This is a genomic window from Rhizobium rosettiformans, assembly GCF_016806065.1.
Taxonomy (GTDB): domain Bacteria; phylum Pseudomonadota; class Alphaproteobacteria; order Rhizobiales; family Rhizobiaceae; genus Allorhizobium.
The window spans coordinates 3,733,939-3,752,857 of sequence record NZ_CP032405.1; the positions used below are offsets into that span (position 1 = coordinate 3,733,939).

16 protein-coding genes are annotated in these 18,919 nt (G+C 61.7%); 4 read left to right on the forward strand and 12 right to left on the reverse strand.

Features of this window, described 5'->3' with window-relative positions; translation table 11 throughout:
• Positions 1-98: 98 nt before the first annotated feature.
• Entirely contained in the window at positions 99-716 is a 618-nt protein-coding gene (gene rpsD, locus D4A92_RS18360) for a 30S ribosomal protein S4 (protein WP_203016420.1), read from the reverse strand.
• 353 nt (positions 717-1,069) lie between these two features.
• Between rpsD and D4A92_RS18365 the strand changes: the two genes are divergently transcribed.
• Positions 1,070-1,891: a D-alanyl-D-alanine carboxypeptidase family protein gene (locus D4A92_RS18365; RefSeq protein WP_203016422.1), complete on the forward strand. Its 822-nt coding sequence runs from the start codon at positions 1,070-1,072 to the stop codon at positions 1,889-1,891.
• A gap of 45 nt (positions 1,892-1,936) precedes the next feature.
• Complete coding sequence (gene pepT, locus D4A92_RS18370; RefSeq protein WP_203016423.1) at positions 1,937-3,172, forward strand: peptidase T; 1,236 nt, start codon at positions 1,937-1,939, stop codon at positions 3,170-3,172.
• Between the two features lie 28 nt (positions 3,173-3,200).
• Here pepT and D4A92_RS18375 read toward each other — a convergent pair whose 3' ends face one another.
• The 8 genes from D4A92_RS18375 to D4A92_RS18410 all read right to left on the reverse strand — a co-directional run bounded on the left by D4A92_RS18375 (position 3,201) and on the right by D4A92_RS18410 (position 10,930).
• Positions 3,201-4,721, reverse strand: coding sequence for an ATP-binding protein (locus D4A92_RS18375; protein ID WP_203016424.1), 1,521 nt, complete (start codon positions 4,719-4,721; stop codon positions 3,201-3,203).
• 100 nt (positions 4,722-4,821) lie between these two features.
• On the reverse strand, positions 4,822-5,958 hold the full coding sequence (locus D4A92_RS18380; protein ID WP_203016425.1) for an MFS transporter: 1,137 nt from the start codon (positions 5,956-5,958) through the stop codon (positions 4,822-4,824).
• A gap of 148 nt (positions 5,959-6,106) precedes the next feature.
• Entirely contained in the window at positions 6,107-6,355 is a 249-nt protein-coding gene (locus tag D4A92_RS18385; protein ID WP_203016426.1) for a DUF1127 domain-containing protein, read from the reverse strand.
• A gap of 394 nt (positions 6,356-6,749) precedes the next feature.
• Positions 6,750-7,976 (reverse strand): hemolysin family protein, encoded by a 1,227-nt coding sequence (locus D4A92_RS18390; RefSeq protein WP_246754124.1) that lies wholly within the window; start codon positions 7,974-7,976, stop codon positions 6,750-6,752.
• Positions 7,977-8,118: 142 nt separating this feature from the next.
• Positions 8,119-8,949, reverse strand: coding sequence for a glutamate racemase (gene murI, locus D4A92_RS18395; protein ID WP_203016428.1), 831 nt, complete (start codon positions 8,947-8,949; stop codon positions 8,119-8,121).
• Complete coding sequence (locus D4A92_RS18400) at positions 8,927-9,760, reverse strand: RNA methyltransferase (protein ID WP_203016429.1); 834 nt, start codon at positions 9,758-9,760, stop codon at positions 8,927-8,929. The genes murI and D4A92_RS18400 overlap by 23 nt, the downstream gene beginning before the upstream one ends.
• A gap of 67 nt (positions 9,761-9,827) precedes the next feature.
• A complete protein-coding gene (locus tag D4A92_RS18405) occupies positions 9,828-10,415 on the reverse strand; it encodes a hypothetical protein (RefSeq protein WP_203016430.1) in 588 nt (195 codons plus the stop codon).
• Positions 10,412-10,930 (reverse strand): hypothetical protein, encoded by a 519-nt coding sequence (locus D4A92_RS18410; RefSeq protein WP_203016431.1) that lies wholly within the window; start codon positions 10,928-10,930, stop codon positions 10,412-10,414. The genes D4A92_RS18405 and D4A92_RS18410 overlap by 4 nt, the downstream gene beginning before the upstream one ends.
• A 220-nt stretch (positions 10,931-11,150) precedes the next feature.
• Here D4A92_RS18410 and D4A92_RS18415 point away from each other — a divergent pair, with 220 nt between their 5' ends.
• Positions 11,151-12,365: an NADP-dependent isocitrate dehydrogenase gene (locus D4A92_RS18415; protein ID WP_203016432.1), complete on the forward strand. Its 1,215-nt coding sequence runs from the start codon at positions 11,151-11,153 to the stop codon at positions 12,363-12,365.
• Between the two features lie 33 nt (positions 12,366-12,398).
• On the opposite strand, the gene D4A92_RS18420 is transcribed toward D4A92_RS18415, so the two are convergent.
• A complete protein-coding gene (locus D4A92_RS18420; RefSeq protein ID WP_203016434.1) occupies positions 12,399-12,923 on the reverse strand; it encodes a hypothetical protein in 525 nt (174 codons plus the stop codon).
• A 205-nt stretch (positions 12,924-13,128) separates the two neighbouring features.
• Here D4A92_RS18420 and D4A92_RS18425 point away from each other — a divergent pair, with 205 nt between their 5' ends.
• A complete protein-coding gene (locus D4A92_RS18425; RefSeq protein ID WP_203020031.1) occupies positions 13,129-14,763 on the forward strand; it encodes a SulP family inorganic anion transporter in 1,635 nt (544 codons plus the stop codon).
• 5 nt (positions 14,764-14,768) lie between these two features.
• Here D4A92_RS18425 and D4A92_RS18430 read toward each other — a convergent pair whose 3' ends face one another.
• Complete coding sequence (locus tag D4A92_RS18430) at positions 14,769-15,962, reverse strand: GGDEF domain-containing protein (RefSeq protein WP_246753977.1); 1,194 nt, start codon at positions 15,960-15,962, stop codon at positions 14,769-14,771.
• A 194-nt stretch (positions 15,963-16,156) separates the two neighbouring features.
• Positions 16,157-18,814, reverse strand: a complete 2,658-nt coding sequence (gene alaS / locus D4A92_RS18435; RefSeq protein ID WP_203016436.1) for an alanine--tRNA ligase — start codon at positions 18,812-18,814, stop codon at positions 16,157-16,159.
• Between the last annotated feature and the right edge of the window lie 105 nt (positions 18,815-18,919).

Below are 18,919 nucleotides of genomic sequence, written 5' to 3' on the forward strand. Positions count from 1 at the left end.
CGCAATCGTGCCCGGTCATCTTTCCCGCTGAACGCTGCACTGCAAACAGAAAAAGCCGCCCCGAAGGGCGGCTTTCCACAAATCCGTCTCGCAAGCAATTAGCGCGAGTAGAATTCGACGACCAGGTTCGGTTCCATGATGACTGCGTACGGAACGTCAGCCAGCGTCGGGACGCGAACGAAGGTGGCAACCATCTTGTTGTGGTCGACTTCGATGTAGTCAGGAACATCACGCTCAGCGAGCGATACCGATTCCAGAACCGTGACCAGCTGCTTCGACTTCTGGCGAACTTCGATGACGTCGCCGGCCTTGCAGCGGTAAGAACCGATGTTGACGCGAACGCCGTTAACGGTGACGTGGCCGTGGTTGACGAACTGGCGGGCAGCAAAGACCGTCGGTACGAACTTGGCGCGGTAGACGATGGCGTCCAGACGCGACTCGAGCAGGCCGATCAGGTTTTCGCCGGTGTCACCCTTGCGACGGTTGGCTTCGTCGTAGGTTGCGCGGAACTGCTTTTCGCGGATGTCGCCGTAGTAGCCCTTCAGTTTCTGCTTGGCGCGCAGCTGCACGCCGAAGTCGGAAAGCTTGCCCTTGCGGCGCTGGCCGTGCTGGCCGGGGCCGTATTCGCGGCGGTTCACCGGGGACTTCGGACGGCCCCAGATGTTTTCGCCCATACGGCGGTCAATTTTGTACTTGGAAGATGCGCGCTTGCTCATCCGTATTTCCTCTCAACAGGTTACAGCGGCTTGTTACCAAACCGCCTTAAGGAAACACGCCCTCCTCTGAGCCTCCGTTTCCGAGGCTCCGACAGGATTCTCACGTCAGCGAACGGAGAAAACCACGGGACATGTCAAAACAAACACCGGGCTTTGTGGCCCGGCGTTGGGGCGTCATTAGTGGGGTGTGTGAGAAAAGTCAACACGTCATCAGGGACGTGTGTGACGAAAGAGTGACTTGAGTATCCGCCATTCTCTGGCGGAAAACCAGGCGATAAGGCCTGCAAAGGCTGACAGACGGGCATAAGTTCGCTATCCCCATACCATCCTCCATGAAAGAAGTCTCTCCTTCGATGATGACAGACCTGTCCCGCCGTATGCTGCTCGCCTTCGCTGTAACGCTCTCAATGTTTGCGCCGGCAGCGGCCGAGATCCAGAAACCCGGCCATGCCCATATCCTGATCGACGCTGGCACCGGCGCAATCCTCGAGGCCGAGAATACCGATATGGTCCTCTATCCGGCATCGCTGACGAAGATGATGACGCTCTATCTCACCTTCGAGGCGCTGCATTCGGGACAATTCAAGTGGGCCCAGCGCCTCGTCATGTCTGAGAATGCAAATGGCAAGGAGCCCTACAAATTCGCAGTCGGCGCCGGCAACACGATCAGCGTGCAGGAAGCTGTCATGGGCATGGTCGTACTGTCGACCAATGACGCAGCGACCGCGGTTGCGGAAACGCTGGCAGGCTCCGAGGAAGCCTTTGGCCGGATGATGACGGCGAAAGCCCGCGAACTCGGCATGACCAGCACGGTCTTCACCAACCCTTCAGGCCTTCCCGATCCACGTCAGGTGACGACCGCCACCGACATGGCGCGTTTGGGTCTGGCGCTGCTGCGGGATTTCCCCGAAGAGTACAAGCTGTTCGCCTCGCGCGGCATGACCTTCCGCAGCATGAAATTTCGCGGTCACAACGCCTTCCTGGTGCAGTATCCGGGCGCCGAAGGGATCAAGACCGGCTTCACCAATGCATCGGGCTACAACATCGTGACCTCAGCAAGCCAGGGTGACCGCCGCCTGATCGGCGTGGTTCTGGGTGCCGAAAGCGCCAATGCCCGCACACAGGAAATGATTACGCTGTTCGACCGTCATTTTGGCACCAAAGTCAGCCAGTGACGGCAGGAAGCCCCAAGAAAGCCCCCCCCCGAGAAAGCCATTGCCATGACCGACACCGTTCTCGACCGCTTCCTCCGCTATGTCGTCATTGACACCCAGTCTGATCCAGCCTCGCAGAGCCAGCCTTCGACGGAGAAGCAGAAGGATCTCGGACGCCTGCTGGTGGCAGAACTTCTGGCGCTTGGCCTTACAGACGCCCATCTCGACGAGCATGGCAACGTCTATGCGACGATCCCATCCAATACGGACAGGGACGTGCCGGTCATCTGCTTCTGCAGCCACATGGACACCGCACCCGACTTCACCGGTACGAACGTCAAGCCGCAGCTGGTGCGCAACTACCAGGGCGGCGACATCACGCTGACCGGCGACACCAGTCAGGTGATCCGTGTCGCCTCCCATCCGGAGCTGAAGAACCAGATTGGCAACGACATCGTCACCACCGACGGCACGACGCTGCTCGGCGCCGACGACAAGGCAGGTGTGGCCGAGATCATGACGGCCGCCGCCCATCTGATGGCGAACCCAGACATCAAGCACGGCACGATCAAGATCCTCTTCACGACGGACGAGGAAATCGGTCGCGGCGCGGACAAGGTGGACCTCGAAAAGCTCGGCGCCCGCTTCGCCTATACGCTCGATGGCTCGACCGTCGGCGAGATCGAGAACGAGACCTTTTCCGCCGATGGTGTCGTGATCGAGATTACCGGCGTCGCCATGCATCCGGGTTATGCCAAGGGCAAGATGGAGAACGCCATCAAGGCCGCAAGCGACATCGTCGCCCGCCTGCCGCGCGACATCGCACCGGAGACCACCGAGGGACGCCAGGGTTTCATCCACCCTGTCGACATGACAGGCAGCATGGAGGCGGCGAAGCTTCAGCTCATCGTCAGAGACTTCACCGAAGCCGGCCTGAAGGAGAAGGAAGAGCTGCTGGAAAAGATCACCCGGGACGTCATGGCGACCTATCCGGGCTCGAGCCACACGCTCAAGGTCAAGCACCAGTATCGCAATATGAAAGAGGTCCTCGATCGCCATCCGGAGATCATGGAGAATCTCGAGGAAGCCGTGCGCCGCGTCGGATTGGAACCCGTCCGCCACAGCATTCGCGGCGGCACCGACGGCTCGCGGCTTTCTTTCATGGGCCTGCCCTGCCCCAACATCTACACTGGCGGCCACGCCTATCACTCGCCGCTCGAATGGGTGAGCGTCCAGGACATGGAAAAGGCCGTCGAGACGATCGTCGCTCTCGTGCGGGTATGGGAAGAGCGGGCAGCGTGATCTGCCCCCTCAGCGGAGGCGAAAAGCCTTACTCGGCAGCCGATGGCGTCTGCTCTTCGGCATCCACCTGGTTCGGATCGCCGGGCTGAGTCTCGGCTTCGAGATCGGGAAAGGCGACAATGCGCTTGCCGGAAAAGTCGGTGTGCACGACGACCAGCCCCTGTTCCTCGAAATAGCCGAGAAGACGCCTGGCACGACGGGCCGAATGGGTGCCATAGGCTCGCGCGATCCGCTGATCTGAGGGGCATTCCTCGTTGCGGAGGGCGGCCTTGGCGAGCAGCAGGAACACGCCCTGCAAATCGTCGGAAACGCGGACGGACAGCGACAGTGCCGTCTGCCAGCCCTCGCTTGCAGCCGTCTCCTCATCGACCCCTGCCCTGGCGATCGCCACCCGGCGCCGGAACTCACCCATCGGCATTGGCGGACCGGAGACGCGGCGCATGCGGGCGCGCACCAGGAACTCCTGGTAGAGCACGCTGTCGGTGCGATAGGCGGCCTGCGGATCGCCGAGGATTTCGGCAAGCACCGCGGACAGCCGGTCCTCCCGCTCCTCGGCCGACATTTCAGCACCACGGCTGGGCGCCTCACTCGAGGAGGGCGCCAGTGAAGCCGGCGTCGAGCGGGAAAGTTCGGCCAGAATATCCGTCGTCGGACGGGGTGCCGGTGGAGCGCGGCGGACGATCGGCCGCGTGAACTCTTCCGGGTCCGGCGTGAAGATCAGGTCTTCGACATCTGGCAGTGCATCCGGCAGCGGCATCAGCATGGGCGACGACGAACGCGCCGACGTTTCGACCGCCCCAATGACGATCGGCAGCGGACGACGCGACATGGCAGGACCCAGCGCCACGAAATTGCCGCGCTGTAAATCGCGGAACATCTCCGCCTGGCGACGGTCCATGCCGAGCAGGTCAGCGGCACGCGCCATGTCGATATCGAGGAAGGTACGGCCCATCAGGAAGTTGGAGGCTTCGGCCGCGACGTTCTTCGCAAGCTTTGCCAAACGCTGCGTCGCGATCACGCCGGCAAGCCCGCGCTTACGGCCACGGCACATCAGGTTGGTCATGGCGCCAAGCGACATCTTGCGCGCATCTTCAGAGACGTCACCGCCGACGGCCGGCGCAAACATCTGCGCTTCGTCAACGACAACAAGCACCGGATACCAGAACTCGCGATCGGCATCGAAGAGACCGTTGAGGAAGGCGCCGGCCGCACGCATCTGCTGTTCGACATCGAGACCTTCCAGCGTCAGCACGCAGGAAACACGGTGGCGGCGGATACGGTCGGCGATACCGGCAAGTTCGGCTTCAGTGCGCTCGCCGTCGACGACGACATGGCCATACTTGTCGGAAAGCGTGACGAAATCACCCTCGGGGTCGATGATGACCTGCTGTACCCACTGGGCAGACTGCTCCAGCAGGCGGCGCAGCAAATGCGATTTTCCCGAGCCCGAATTGCCCTGCACCAGAAGGCGCGTGGCGAGAAGCTCCTCGATATCGAGCTTGGCAGGCTGTCCCCCCTGCACCGTTCCCATATCGATTCCGACCTTCAATGACGGCATCCTCAAATCATGTGTTGATCTCAAGTCCCTAACAGACTTGGACGCTTCGGTGTGGGCTGCCTACGCGAAACCCACAGAGAACTACGCGTTCTCAGGCGCCCCGGCGCTGACGCAACAGTCCGGCAAGCAGGATGCTGAGTAGCAGTGCCGGCAGCAGCGTGGCAAGCCCGCTGCGAAGATCGAGCACCTCGGCAACGAAACCGATCATCGGCGGCCCGACCAAGAAGCCGAGAAGCGCAATGAAGCTCAAGATCGCAACATTCTCCGCCGCCGGACGGTCGCCGAGATCGGCTGCCGCTGTCACCGCAAGCGGAAATCCAACGGAGACGCCGAGCCCGACGCAGGCGAGCCCCAGATAAACAAGCGGCGTGACCGGCGCGAAAACCACGACAACCATACCGGAAAGGGCAAAGACGAGGCAAACCCGGGCAAGCATGACCGACCCGAACCGCTCCTTTGCCGCATCACCGACAAATCGCCCGAGCGAAACCATCATGGCGAAGACGACATAACCCATGCCGGTTGCCATGCCCGACGTCGCAAACACATCCTTGAGGTAGACGGCGGACCAGTCGGCGACCGCTCCTTCCGTCATCGTGATCCCGAAGACGAAGAGGCTGATGCCGAGAATACCGGGGCTTGGGCGCCGCCACGACGAGCGCGGCTGCGCTTCGGTCACGGGAGCCTCGTAGACGGGCAGTGCGCGACAAACCATCACTGAAATCGGGACCAGGAAGAGCGACAGCAGACCGATCGCCACAAAGGGCGATGTCTGAAGCGCAAGGAAACCGGCACCGATGAGGCTGCCCGTCATGATGCCGAGGCTCCAGAAACCGTGGCAACGGTTCATGATCGATGCGGTGCCGCGCTTCTCGATCACGTCCGCCTGGACATTGAGCCCGAGTTCGATCGTCGCGAGGCCGATCCCGAGAAGCACGAGCAGAAAGAACAAGGAGACGAGACCGGGCGCAGCCACAGGCAGCGGCACGAGCGCCAGAAACACCGGAAACCCGAAGATCAAAGTGTTCCGACTGCCGATCCGGCTGACAAGCTGTCCGGCAAAGGGCAGCATCAGCAGGATGCCGGTTGGCAGACCGAGCAATGCCATGGCGAGTTCGGCCGGACCGAGCGACAGCCGCTCCTGAACGCCAGGGATCTGCGGCAACCAGCTGCCGAAAGCGATCGGCTGCAGAAAGAAGGCTGCCATGATGATGAGCTTGGGAGACATGAAAGATCCGGGGGATGGAAGGGAGGAATCAAGCGAAGCCCAAATGTCCCCCAGCCCATACGAGATGGGAAGCAGACCACCGCTTCGAGTGGTCTGCTTCCTGTCGAAATATCCGTGCGGCGCGACTTTTTCCGCGCGCCATCCGCGTTCACTTCCGGATGTGCCACAGGGACATATCCAGTGCCGTCAGGCGACGAGGATAGATCACCTCCTCTTCCGGAAGCCCGATGTCGCGCCGCAGCTGGGGTGACAGATGGGACGCCAGATTGCGGATCTGCCGCCGTCTCCAGTTCGCCCTGACCAGAGCGGCCAGCAACCGCCAGGAGCCGAAACGCTCGAGAAGCTCATCCATCCGCTCGGCCAGCGGCATCTCAACTATAGATTGATTTTTGTGCATGACTTGTCCGTCCCGGAAACGCGAATGCGCCCAGGTCCTTTCGATGATGAAAAGCGACGTGATGCAGGCACGCGAACGCATTCATACGCGCAGGCGGCAAGTCACGTCAGATGGTGGAAAAACGCCGAAAAAGGCAGGGAAAATGACTGATTAGACAGTCATCGGGTGGAGCGGCAGGTCGCGGAAAATCCCACGAAAGCCGATGGCACCGATCCGCCAGAGAGGCGCATGTGAATGAAAAAATGAGTCATCTGTCGCCTCCTGTTGTTCGTGTTGCGGATGATGGGAACATGCCACGGGAAAAAGGGCGCCGCAAGCACGCAATTCGAGATTGCAGAACTTGCAGCGCGCAGTTGCACTTATGCAACAAATTGTCGCAGCGTGTGCGGCGACTTCAGGTCACGACGGCGCGGGAAACGATAAGCTTGTCGATCCGGCGGCCATCGAGGTCCACCACTTCGAAACGCCAGTCGCCCTTGACGAAACTCTCGCCGAGTTCGGGGATCCGCTTCAATTCATCCAGCACGAAGCCGGCAACGGTCGTGTAGTCCGGATCCGGATCGATCGGCACCTTGATGATATCGATAAACTCGTCGACGGGCGTCCAGCCGGCTACCAGATAGGAGCCGTCCTCGCGTCGCACCATCGCCTGCTCTTCCGTCTCGTCCTGACTGAAGGCGCCGGTGATCGCTTCGAGAATATCGCCGGAGGTGATGATACCTTCGAAATGGCCGTATTCGTCATAGACGAGCACCATATGCAGCGAGGTGCGGCGCAAGGATTCGATGATGTCGGTCGCCTTGGCGAGGTCCGAGACGACAGGCACCTCACTGACCAGGTCGGCGAGGTTGAGCGTGCCGCCTTCGGCAATCTGCTCGTAGAGTTTCTTGGTGAAGAGCACCCCGACAATCTCGTCGGAATCGCCACTGCGCACCGGGATGCGCGAATGAGGAATGTCGCGCAGTTTCTGGCGGACTTCCTCCACCGTGTCCTCGACATCGAGGATCTGCACGTCGCGACGCGGCGTCATCAGACCACGCGCCTGCCGATCGGCGAGCCGCATGACGCCAGAGAGCATGGCGGATTCGCGGGGTTCGATGACACCGGCACTGTGCGCCTCGGCAAGCACGGTTCGGATTTCCTCATCCGTCACCTTGCCGCCGCCGACACCACTCTGGCCGAGAAGGGACAGAACCAGCTTGCCCGAACCGTCCAGCAGCCAGACGAGCGGCGCGGCCACCCTCGACAGGACCGACATCGGAAGGGCAACGCGGGCCGCGACACCCTCGGCATTGCGCAGTGCGACCTGTTTGGGGACCAGCTCGCCGACGATCAGCGACAGATAGGTGATGAGAACGACCACCGTGCCAACGCCGAGCGCATCGGATGCGGCGACCGACAACCCCTGCACCTGAAGCCAGCCGGATAGCCGCGCACCGAGTGTGGCACCTGAGAAAGCGCCGGAAAGCACGCCGACAAGCGTGATGCCGATCTGAACGGTGGACAGAAAACGACCGGGGTCACTCTGTAGCTTGAGCGCCGTTTCGGCTCCCCGGCTGCCCTGTTCCGCAAGCACCTTGAGGCGCGCAGGCCGGGCGGAAACAACCGCAAGCTCCGACATGGCGAGAACGCCGTTGAGCACGGTCAGAAAAAGAACAATCGCAATTTCGGTAAACAAGTAAGGGGCTAGGCTCCTCTACACCGGCTAAGCGTCCGGCAGCGCCTCGTAGATAACACGGCGCCCATCAGGTCCCAAAGGGAGATCAGCGGAAAAATGGCGTATCGAGCGACTTCACGGCCAACCCCATGCCGTGCATCAGGCGCCGGGTGGAAAAATCCTGGCTACCGGAGGTGAAGACGGCAAAATCGAAATTGTCGGGATGCTCGGCCCCGTCGACGAGCGGGACAAGCCGCCGCGCCTGACGCGCGATCGCTTCCGCCGGGTCGAGCCAATCCACCGGCCAGGGCGCGAGCCTGCGAAAAACATTGGCGAGGAAGGGATAATGCGTGCAGGCAAGCACGACGATGTCGGTCCGCACACCGTCCTTGTCGACAAAACACGGCGCAATTTCAGCAAGAACCGCCGCGTCATCCAGGGTTTCGCCGCGGATATAGGCTTCCGCCATGCGCGCGAGATTTTCGGAGCCGACGAGGCGCACATGGCATTGCGAGGCAAAGGACTGGATCAGATCGCGCGTATAGGCCCGCTTGACGGTACCTGGCGTCGCCAGAACCGAGACGAGCCCGGATCGCGTGCGTTCGGCAGCCGGCTTGATCGCCGGGACCGTGCCGATAAAGCGCATGTCGGGGAAGCGATGCCTGAGATCGGCGCCGGCAAGTGTAAACGCCGTATTGCAGGCAACGATCACGGCTTCAGGATCGTAACGATCGAACAGCTCTTCGAAGAGACGGGCGATGCGTGCCTTGAGAGGCTCTTCCTCCCAGCCACCATAGGGAAAGCCGGCATCGTCGGCGACATAGATGAAGCCGCGTTCCGGCATCAAGAGTCGCGCCTCACGCAAGACTGTGAGACCGCCAATCCCGGAATCGAAGACGAGGATCGGCTTGAGGTCAGGCATCCCGGTCGTCGTCATGCGTCGCCTCAGCCTCGCTCTCGCTCTTTCCCGCAGGCGGTCTCTGGCCCGGGCGTGCAAAACGGTCGAGCGAACTGATCACACCGCGGACCACATGGATCTCCGGTCCGGTGAAAGCGCGTCTGCTGAACACGGCTCGCAGGTTCTCGATCATCCTCGCCTTTTTATGGGGCGGATGGAAGTAGTTGCGCGCATCGAGCGCTTCTTCCAGATGTTCGAAGAGGCCGATCACCTGCTCCTTGGTCGCGGCCGGCTGATCCGGCGCGTCGAAGGGCACACCATGCACATCCTCCATGCCGGATTTCATCCACTCATAGGACATGAGCAGAACGGCCTGGGCGATGTTCAGCGAGGCGAAGGCCGGATTGACGGGGAAGGTGACAATCTCGTCGGCAAGCGCCACTTCTTCGTTCGAAAGGCCGGACTTTTCGCGACCGAAGAGGATGCCCGTCTTTTCGCCGGTGCGGAACTTGGCGCGGAGCGTCTCCGCCGCCGTCACCGGGGAGCGAACGGGCTTGAAGCCGTCGCGGGAGCGCGCAGTCGTCGCATAGACGAAGTTGAGGTCGGCGATAGCCTCCTCAAGCGTGTCATAAACGACGGTGCCGTCGATGACATGATCCGCCTTGGAGGCAGCAGCACGGGCCTTGTCGGACGGCCAGCCGTCGCGGGGATTGACGAGACGCAGTTCCACAAGGCCGAAATTGGCCATGGCGCGCGCCACCATGCCGATGTTTTCGCCAAGCTGCGGCTCCACCAGAATGATGGCCGGCCCTTCGGCCAGCATGACGCGCTCGCTGTTCGTCCCTGCCATTGCATTTCCTTCAGAGAGATTTTGCGCACCCCTTGGCACAAAATGACCGTCAGGCAAAGAGGAGCGCTTACTCTTTGGGCCAGGATCCCGTCAGCCGGAAATCGAGAAAGGCCTTGGTCATGGCAGCGAATTGCGCCTTGACCGAGCTTTCGACTGCACCCTCGCGGTAGTCCTCGCTCCACAGATTGTCGATGACGTAGCGACCATCTTCCTCGATGACATGGAAGACCGTCTGCGGCTGCGAGAGATCGGGAGAATGGCCGAAGCAGGAGATGGCATCGAAATAGACGTTTACGGGTGTGACGCCATCCTTCTCCGGCCGGGCCTCGAGGCGCACATCCTTCAATTCACAACTGTCCTGCCCGCCGATAACCTCGTCATAGCCGAGCATGTAGCCACTGCCATCCTGCAACGCGTCCGTCTTCTCGGCCAGACGATAGATGTCGGCAAAACTTGCGCTGTAGATCGTCCCGAGCAAGCGATCATCGAAATAGCCGGACGCCTCCACCTTGGGCGCATCCTTGTCTTTCCATCCGGCGACGCTCATCACGATCCGCACAGGCTCGAGCGGATCGGCTGCCCGAATGGCTGTTGCCGGAAAGAATGTGACCATTGCGACAACGGCCGTGATGCCGAGGGAGCGGACGCGGTTCACAGCCCACCCTGCCGTTTCAGGTCCTGCTTGATCGAACTGCCGGATTGCCCATCCTCGACGGGATAGATGTCATCGATAACAGGGCGACCACCCTCCTCGACAACATGGAAGATCAGGACGGTATCGGGGGCATCGGCGCCTCCGAAACAGGAGCGGTTGTCGAAGAGGGCGGTTACCTGCCCGTCGCCGTCATCCTCGATCCTGATGTCTTCAAAGGGGCAACCATCCTGTCCCTGCGCGATCGGATCGTAATCGAAGGGAAAGCCCGTCGTCTCGCCTTCGGGAATATCGTAGGGCGGGTTCTTCGAAGCCGCCTCAAAAGCCGATGCGAAGTCCTTGCTGAACAGGCGAGACAGGCGATCCCTGGAAAAGACCTCCTCTTCCTGCCCGGTGGAGCCCTCGGCCCAATTGCGGGCGGTCGCCTCCACCACTTCGCGTACAGGCGCCGTCACATCCGCTGCCAAGGCGGTGCCCGACAACAGCGTCAGCAGCAATGCGATCCAGGTGCTCTTCATGAAAACTCTCCCGAGGCTCTCTCTGTTGGCGTTCTAGCCGAAAGCGTGCGCGCCATCCGGACCAAGTTTGGGGCGAAAGCGCTCGCCGAAAGTCTGAGCGAGATTTTCCTTCAAGGCGGCCTCTCCTGTTTGCCTTGTAACGAGAGAATGTTATAGGCAGGCCATCGGCAGAGCGCCCTCCCCGCGCCTGCGCGTCAGGCAAAAACTCGTGAGGATATTCATGACCAAGATCAAGGTAGCCAACCCGGTCGTCGATCTCGACGGCGACGAGATGACCCGCATCATCTGGCAGTTCATCAAGGACAAGCTGATCCTCCCCTACCTGGATCTCGACATCGAATATTACGACCTGTCCGTCGAGAACCGCGACGCCACCAACGACCAGGTGACCATCGACGCCGCCCACGCCATCAAGAAGCATGGCGTCGGCATCAAGTGCGCCACCATCACCCCGGACGAAGCCCGCGTGAAGGAATTCAACCTCAAGGAAATGTGGAAGAGCCCGAACGGCACGATCCGCAACATCCTCGGCGGCGTCATCTTCCGCGAGCCGATCATCTGCAAGAACGTGCCGCGCCTCGTTCCCGGCTGGACCAAGCCGATCGTCGTCGGCCGTCACGCCTTCGGCGACCAGTACAAGGCAACCGACTTCAAGTTCCCCGGCAAGGGCAAGCTGACCATCAAGTTCGTCGGTGAAGACGGCGAAGTGATCGAGAAGGAAGTCTACAACGCACCGGGTGCCGGCGTGGCACTCGCCATGTACAACCTCGACGAATCGATCCGCGAATTCGCCCGCGCCTCGATGATGTACGGCCTGATGCGCAAGTGGCCGGTCTACCTGTCGACCAAGAACACCATCCTCAAGGCCTATGACGGCCGCTTCAAGGACATCTTCGAAGAAGTCTATCAGGCCGAATTCAAGGCCAAGTTCGAAGAAGTCGGCATCGTTTACGAACACCGCCTGATCGACGACATGGTCGCCTCGGCTCTGAAGTGGTCCGGCGGTTACGTCTGGGCCTGCAAGAACTATGACGGCGACGTGCAGTCGGATACGGTTGCGCAGGGCTTTGGCTCGCTCGGCCTGATGACCTCGGTTCTGCTGTCGCCCGATGGCCGCACGGTCGAAGCCGAAGCTGCTCACGGTACGGTCACCCGCCATTACCGCCAGCACCAGAAGGGTCAGGAAACCTCGACCAACTCGATCGCCTCGATCTTCGCCTGGACGCGTGGCCTCGCCCACCGTGCCAAGCTGGACGACAATGCTGAACTCGCCAACTTTGCCACGACGCTGGAAAAGGTCTGCATCGACACTGTTGAAGCAGGCTTCATGACAAAGGACCTGGCGCTGCTCATCGGCCCGGACCAGCCGTGGCTCTCCACGACCGCTTTCCTGGACAAGGTCGACGAGAACCTGAAAAAGGCCATGGCCGCCTGATCGGCAGTCAAGGTTTGAACATTCAGAACCCGGTCACGGCAACGTGGCCGGGTTTTCCAATTCTTCGTCTGGAAGATCCTCGCCCTGATCGACCTCGGCAAAGCGCTTGCGGATTTCCGCGCCGAGCCGCCGGCCGGTCATGTGATAGCCCGAAAGCGGGAGCGCATAGGTCTCCAACCGCTCGGGTTCATCCTCGTCAATATGGTCGATATCGATCACCCAGCGCCCGTCGACGCGCCGCTGCGCCAGTTCGACCATGGATGCCCAGGCGATCCGCCGATCGGTGCGATAATCGATCAGCTCTTCATTGTTGAGCTCGACCAAGGGCCGCATCGCCGCCGCGATCCCTTGCCAGCCCTTGCGAAGACCGAACAAGGCAAGTGCCAGAACCGCAAGATACAGGAGCGCCATGGGACTGGCCCAGCCACCACCAAGGACGCTGGCGAGAAGCCCGCCGAAGGCGACGGACAAGACAATGGCGGACGTCGTGGCCCAGAACACGGCTAAGCCCCGGCGCGGATAGACGATCAAGGTGGGATATGAGGTCTCGGTCTTCATTGAAGATCACCATAGGCAAGATTCGCGACCGCGAACAGGGAGGGGGCGGCAGCGCTGTCGGCGACAGCCACTTGCGGACACCTCGGCAAGTCGTCGACACTATCCCTTTGGCCATGTTGTCAAAAGTCGGGACTCAGGGTCCAATGGCATGACAGGTGTGGCGGGAGGAGCCGGCCACGCACCCCACCCGGCAAGCGCGATCACCATGACCGACGTCATCCTGCCCAAAACAGTCAGCGTCTTTCGCGAAGGCTACGGCTTTGGCCGGCTCAAGGCCGATGCACTGGCCGGATTGACGGTGGCCATCGTTGCTCTGCCGCTATCCATGGCCATCGCCATCGCCTCGGGCGTGACCCCTGACCGCGGGCTCTATACGGCGATCATCGGTGGTTTCCTCGTCTCGCTTCTGGGCGGCAGTCGCCACCAGATCGGTGGACCGGCCGGCGCCTTCATCGTTTTGGTCAGCACGACCGTTGCCACCCACGGCATCGACGGCCTGCTGCTCGCAACGGCCATGGCAGGGCTCATGCTGATAGCCTGCGGCATGCTGAGGCTCGGCGACTACATCAAGTTCATACCCTATCCGGTGACCGTCGGATTCACGGCCGGCATTGCCGTTATCATCTTCGCAAGCCAGATCGGCGAACTCTTGGGCCTGTCATTTCCCGATGGTGAACCGGGCCCACTCGCTGACAAACTGGGGGCGATCGTTGCCGCACTGCCGGCGTTTTCACCCCCCGCCGCAGCGATTGCGGCGCTCACCATCGCCATCATCCTTGTCCTCCGCCACCTGCGTCCGACATGGCCGGGTCTGCTGATTGCGGTGATCGCAGCCTCGCTCGCCGCTGCACTGTTGCAGCTGCCGGTCGCCACGATCGGCTCGAAATTCGGCGGCATCCCCTCCGGTCTGCCTTTGCCGTCCCTGCCAAGCATCACCCCCGAGCTTGCGATCGCCGTTCTCCCCGATGCCATCGCCTTTGCGCTTCTCGGCGCGATTGAGTCGCTCCTCTCCGCCGTCGTCGCGGACGGCATGACCGGACGGCGCCATCGATCGAACACGGAATTGCTCGCCCAGGGCGTCGCCAATATCGGCTCGGCCCTGTTTGGGGGCATCTGCGTGACAGGCACGATCGCACGCACCGCGACCAATGTACGGGCCGGCGCCACAAGCCCCGTCTCCGGCATGCTGCATGCGGCCTTCCTGCTTGCCTTCATGATGGTCGCCGCCCCGCTTGCCGCCTATATCCCGCTGGCAGCGCTCGCGGGCGTGCTCGCCGTCGTCTCGTGGAACATGGTGGAGAAGTCGGCGATTGCGGCACTTGTCCGCTCCTCGCGCGGCGAAGCGCTCATCCTCGCCGTCACCTTCCTGCTCGTTGTCTTCCGCGATCTGACCGAAGGCATCGTGGTCGGCTTTTCGCTGGCGGCTCTGCAGTTCATCCACCACATGTCGAAGAACATTCGCGTGACCGCCGAAGGGCCGGAAAAGCCGCTCGACGCAACAGACACGGCGACGGTTACCTATCGCCTGGACGGCGCCTTCTTCTTCGGTGCTGTGGCAGCAGCCGGCGCCGTGCTCGACCGCATCGGCGACGACCATCGCAACCTTGTCCTCGACTGCACCGGGATCCGCTTCGTTGACACCTCAGGTGTCAATCTACTGGCGAGCGTCATCCGCAAGGCAGTTCGTCACGGCGTCGAGGTCTATGTCGTCACGGAACGGAGCGATTTGAGGACGATGTTGCTCCATCAGGAAATCCCTGAAGAGGGTGTCCATTTCATTCGAACACTTGCAGAGGCACGGGACGAACTCGCCCATGGAGCCCCACGCGCCAAAGCGTGAATGGTTCAGGCAGCAGACCTTGATCCTGCGGACGCCAATTCGGAGGGAGCTTCGGTCACATGGGGTTGGTGCTGGCTCTCGCCAACAAGATCCAAACCGCCCCAGGTCACACAATTGCGCCCAGCCTTCTTTGAAGTGTAGAGCGCCTTGTCGGCGCGCGCCAGAGCAAGGGGAAAATCAAGCGGCCCGGCAGGAAGCGACGCTGCACCGATACTGATGGTGATCGCCGGCAGTTGGTCCTCATGCTCGACGAGCATATGGCCGACCCTGATACGCAGATCATCCAGGAGATCAGGCTGGCGCAACACGACACTGGCCGGCAGATAGACGCCGAACTCTTCGCCGCCGAGGCGCCCAACAATGGCGGCCCGAGGCACCTCACGGGTCAAAAGGCGGCCGAGCTCCACCAGAACGGTGTCACCCGCGGCGTGGCCATAGGTATCGTTGACCTGCTTGAAGTGATCCGCATCGACAAGCGCAAGCACCGCACCCGATGCGGCCCCGCCCGCATCGGCACGCGCTCGAGCGATGGCGTCGATGAACGCACGCCGGTTGCGCAGAAGGGTCAGGGCATCGGTTTCGGAAGCGATCTTGTACCGCCGGGTGGCCCGTTCATGCACCATGGCAAAGATCGCCAAGGCAGAAGCCAACCCCTGGAGGAAGAAAGCGAACATCATTGCTCCGTACCAGAGTGGCGCATGCCCCGCGACGAGTTGCACCGGCTCGATGAATTGCATCGGGATACGGATGAGATGGGCAACACCATGGGTACCGAAAGCGACGATCGCAACCATGCGGGCGGGCAGAGGCTCGCGCCGCTGGCCGCGGACCAGCACCGGGATGATCAGCAAGGAGTAGCCCGCGAAGAGTATGGAGGCGGCAAATATGCGTGCGCCAAGGTCCGCCGCAAAAGACGGAAAAGCAAAAAGCGCCAGCCAGACGACACCGCCCGCCGCCGCGACCAATCCGGCTCCCTTTCTGGTCTCGCCCTCGAAAGCCAGGCAGCCGAGCCAGATCAGACCGAGACAGGAGATCCCTAGGCCGTTACCGAGACCGAACGCGACGATCGGCGGAGCCACCTCGCGAACGCTGACGAGCACCATGCCGAGCGCGCCCGCGGAAAAGCCCAGAGACCAGAATGCCAAGGCGCGGTTGTCCCGCTCCTGGGCCCAGAGAAAAGTCAGAAAGCCCGACAGCATGATCAACGTTCCCGCCAGGCAAACGGTGAGTGTAGGAATGTGGAAAACTTGGGCCAAATCGATAACCTCAAAGAGGCTCGTGAGATAGCACACAAGACTGAACAAACTTCAAAAGTAATTGGCAAATCCCGATAACCTCAAACAAAAAAAGGCCGGGCAAAGCCCGGCCTGGATCATCTGAGGATGCAAGCTGATCAGGCGAGTGCCGCCTCGACTGCAGCAATTGCGGCATCAGCCTGGGCGCCATCCGGACCACCGGCCTGGGCCATGTCAGGACGTCCACCGCCGCCCTTGCCGCCGAGCGCGGCAGAGGCCACGCGCACCAGATCGACAGCGCTGAAGCGGTCCGTCAGGTCAGGCGTGACGGAGACCACAGCGCTCGCCTTGCCATCTTCGGCAACCGCGATCAGGACGACGACAGCGGTCGCCATATCGGCCTTCGCCTCATCGGCCATGCCCTTCAAATCCTTGGCGTCGATGCCAGCCAGGATACGGCCGATGAAGTTGATGCCGTTCACCTGCTTTGGTGCCTCGGCACCGCCCGATGCGCCGCCACCCATGGCGAGCTTGCGCTTGGCATCGGCGAGTTCCTTCTCAAGTTTGCGGCGCTCGTCCACGAGGGCCTCCACACGAGCGACGACGTCGGTCGGCTGAACCTTGAGCGTCGAAGCGAGCGTCTTCACGCGCTCGTCCTGCTCGGCGAGATAGGCGCGCGCCGACTCACCCGTCAGCGCCTCGATGCGGCGCACACCGGCGCCGACGGCGCTTTCGCCGACCAGACGAACGAGCCCGATATCGCCGGTCGCCGACACATGCGTACCGCCGCAAAGCTCGGTCGAATAGGACTTGCCGGCCTTCTCGCCACGCAGCGCCGTTCCCATCGAGACGACGCGAACCTCATCGCCATACTTCTCACCAAACAGCGCCATGGCGCCCTCGGCAATCGCATCGTCAACCGCCATCAGGCGGGTGGTGACCGGCGCGTTCTGGATGATGATCTCGTTTGCCATCTCCTCGACCACCTTCAGCTCCTCGGCCGAGATCGGCTTCGGATGCGAAATGTCGAAACGCAGGCGCTCGGGTGCAACAAGCGAACCCTTCTGGGCGACATGGGTGCCGAGCACTTCGCGCAGTGCCTCATGCAGAAGATGGGTAGCGGAATGGTTCGAGCGCAGCCGCGAGCGACGGGCATGATCGACGTTCAACTGAACCGCGCCCCCGGCCTTGACCACCCCGTTCTGGACAGTCGCGACATGCACGAAGACGCCTTCACCCTTCTTCTGGGTATCGTTCACGGCAAGCGAGAAGCCTTCGCCGACGATCTCGCCGGTATCGCCCATCTGGCCACCGGACTCGCCATAGAACGGCGTCTGGTTGACGACGATCTGCACCTCTTCGCCGGCACTTGCCTGCTCGATCACCTTGCCATCCTTGACCACGGCCAGAACCTGACCTTCGGCGGTTTCAGAGCTGTAGCCAAGAAATTCAGTCGCGCCGAACTTTTCCTTCAGCTCGAACCAGACGGTCTCCTGCGCCTTGTCGCCAGATCCCGCCCAGTTGGCACGGGCTTCGGCCTTCTGGCGCTGCATCGCGTCGTTGAAGCCAGTGAGGTCGACGCCGATACCGCGGCCGCGCAACGCATCCTGCGTCAAATCGAGCGGGAAGCCATAGGTGTCGTAGAGCTTGAAGGCGGTCTCGCCGTCGAGGCTGTCGCCCTTGTCGAGCGTTGCAGTTGCATCCGAGAGCAGGGTCAGCCCGCGCTCCAGGGTCTTGCGGAAGCGGGTTTCCTCGAGCTTCAGCGTCTCGGAGATCAGGGATTCAGCCCGGACGAGTTCCGGATAGGCGCGACCCATCTGCTGCACAAGAACCGGCAGCAGCTTGTAGATGACCGGGTCCTTCGCTCCGAGCAGCTGCGCGTGACGCATCGCACGGCGCATGATGCGGCGAAGCACGTAGCCTCGACCTTCATTTGAAGGAAGCACGCCGTCAGCGATCAGGAAGGCCGACGAGCGCAAGTGGTCGGCGATGACGCGATGGCTTGCGCGACGCTCGCCTTCGGCCTTCACGCCGGTCAGATCGACGGAGGCGTCGATCAATGCGCGGAACAGGTCGATGTCGTAGTTGTCGTGTTTGCCCTGCAGGAGGGCCGCAACGCGCTCGAGACCCATGCCGGTGTCGATCGACGGCCGCGGCAGGTCGATGCGCTCTTCCTTGGTCACCTGCTCGTACTGCATGAAGACGAGGTTCCAGATCTCGATGAACCGGTCACCGTCTTCTTCCGGCGAACCCGGAGGGCCGCCCCAGATGTGATCGCCGTGATCGTAGAAGATTTCGGAGCACGGACCGCAGGGGCCAGTGTCACCCATGGCCCAGAAATTGTCGCTGGTCGGGATGCGAATGATCCTGTCGTCCGAGAGGCCGGCGATCTTCTTCCACAGGCCATGCGCCTCGTCGTCCGTGTGATAGACGGTGACCAGCAGGCGGTTGCGGTCGATGCCGAATTCCTTAGTGATCAGGTTCCAGGCAAGCTCGATGGCGCGCTCCTTGAAGTAGTTGCCGAAGGAGAAATTGCCGAGCATCTCAAAGAAGGTGTGGTGGCGCGCGGTGTAGCCGACATTGTCGAGGTCGTTGTGCTTGCCGCCGGCGCGCACACATTTCTGCGCCGTCGCAGCCGTGGTATACGGCCGCTGTTCGAGACCGGTAAAGACGTTCTTGAACTGCACCATGCCGGCATTGGTGAACATCAGCGTTGGGTCGTTGCGCGGCACCAGCGGGCTGGAGGAAACGACCTCGTGACCGTTCGTCTTGAAGTAATCGAGAAAAGTCGACCGGATGTCGTTTACACCGCTCATGTCACGCCCTTCATTCAGGCCGGAACCCGGCCAATTTGCAAAATCAATGGCTTTTATCGCCCGGCTTCATCCCTGTCCAGCAGCCGAAACGAAAACCGGCCGCGT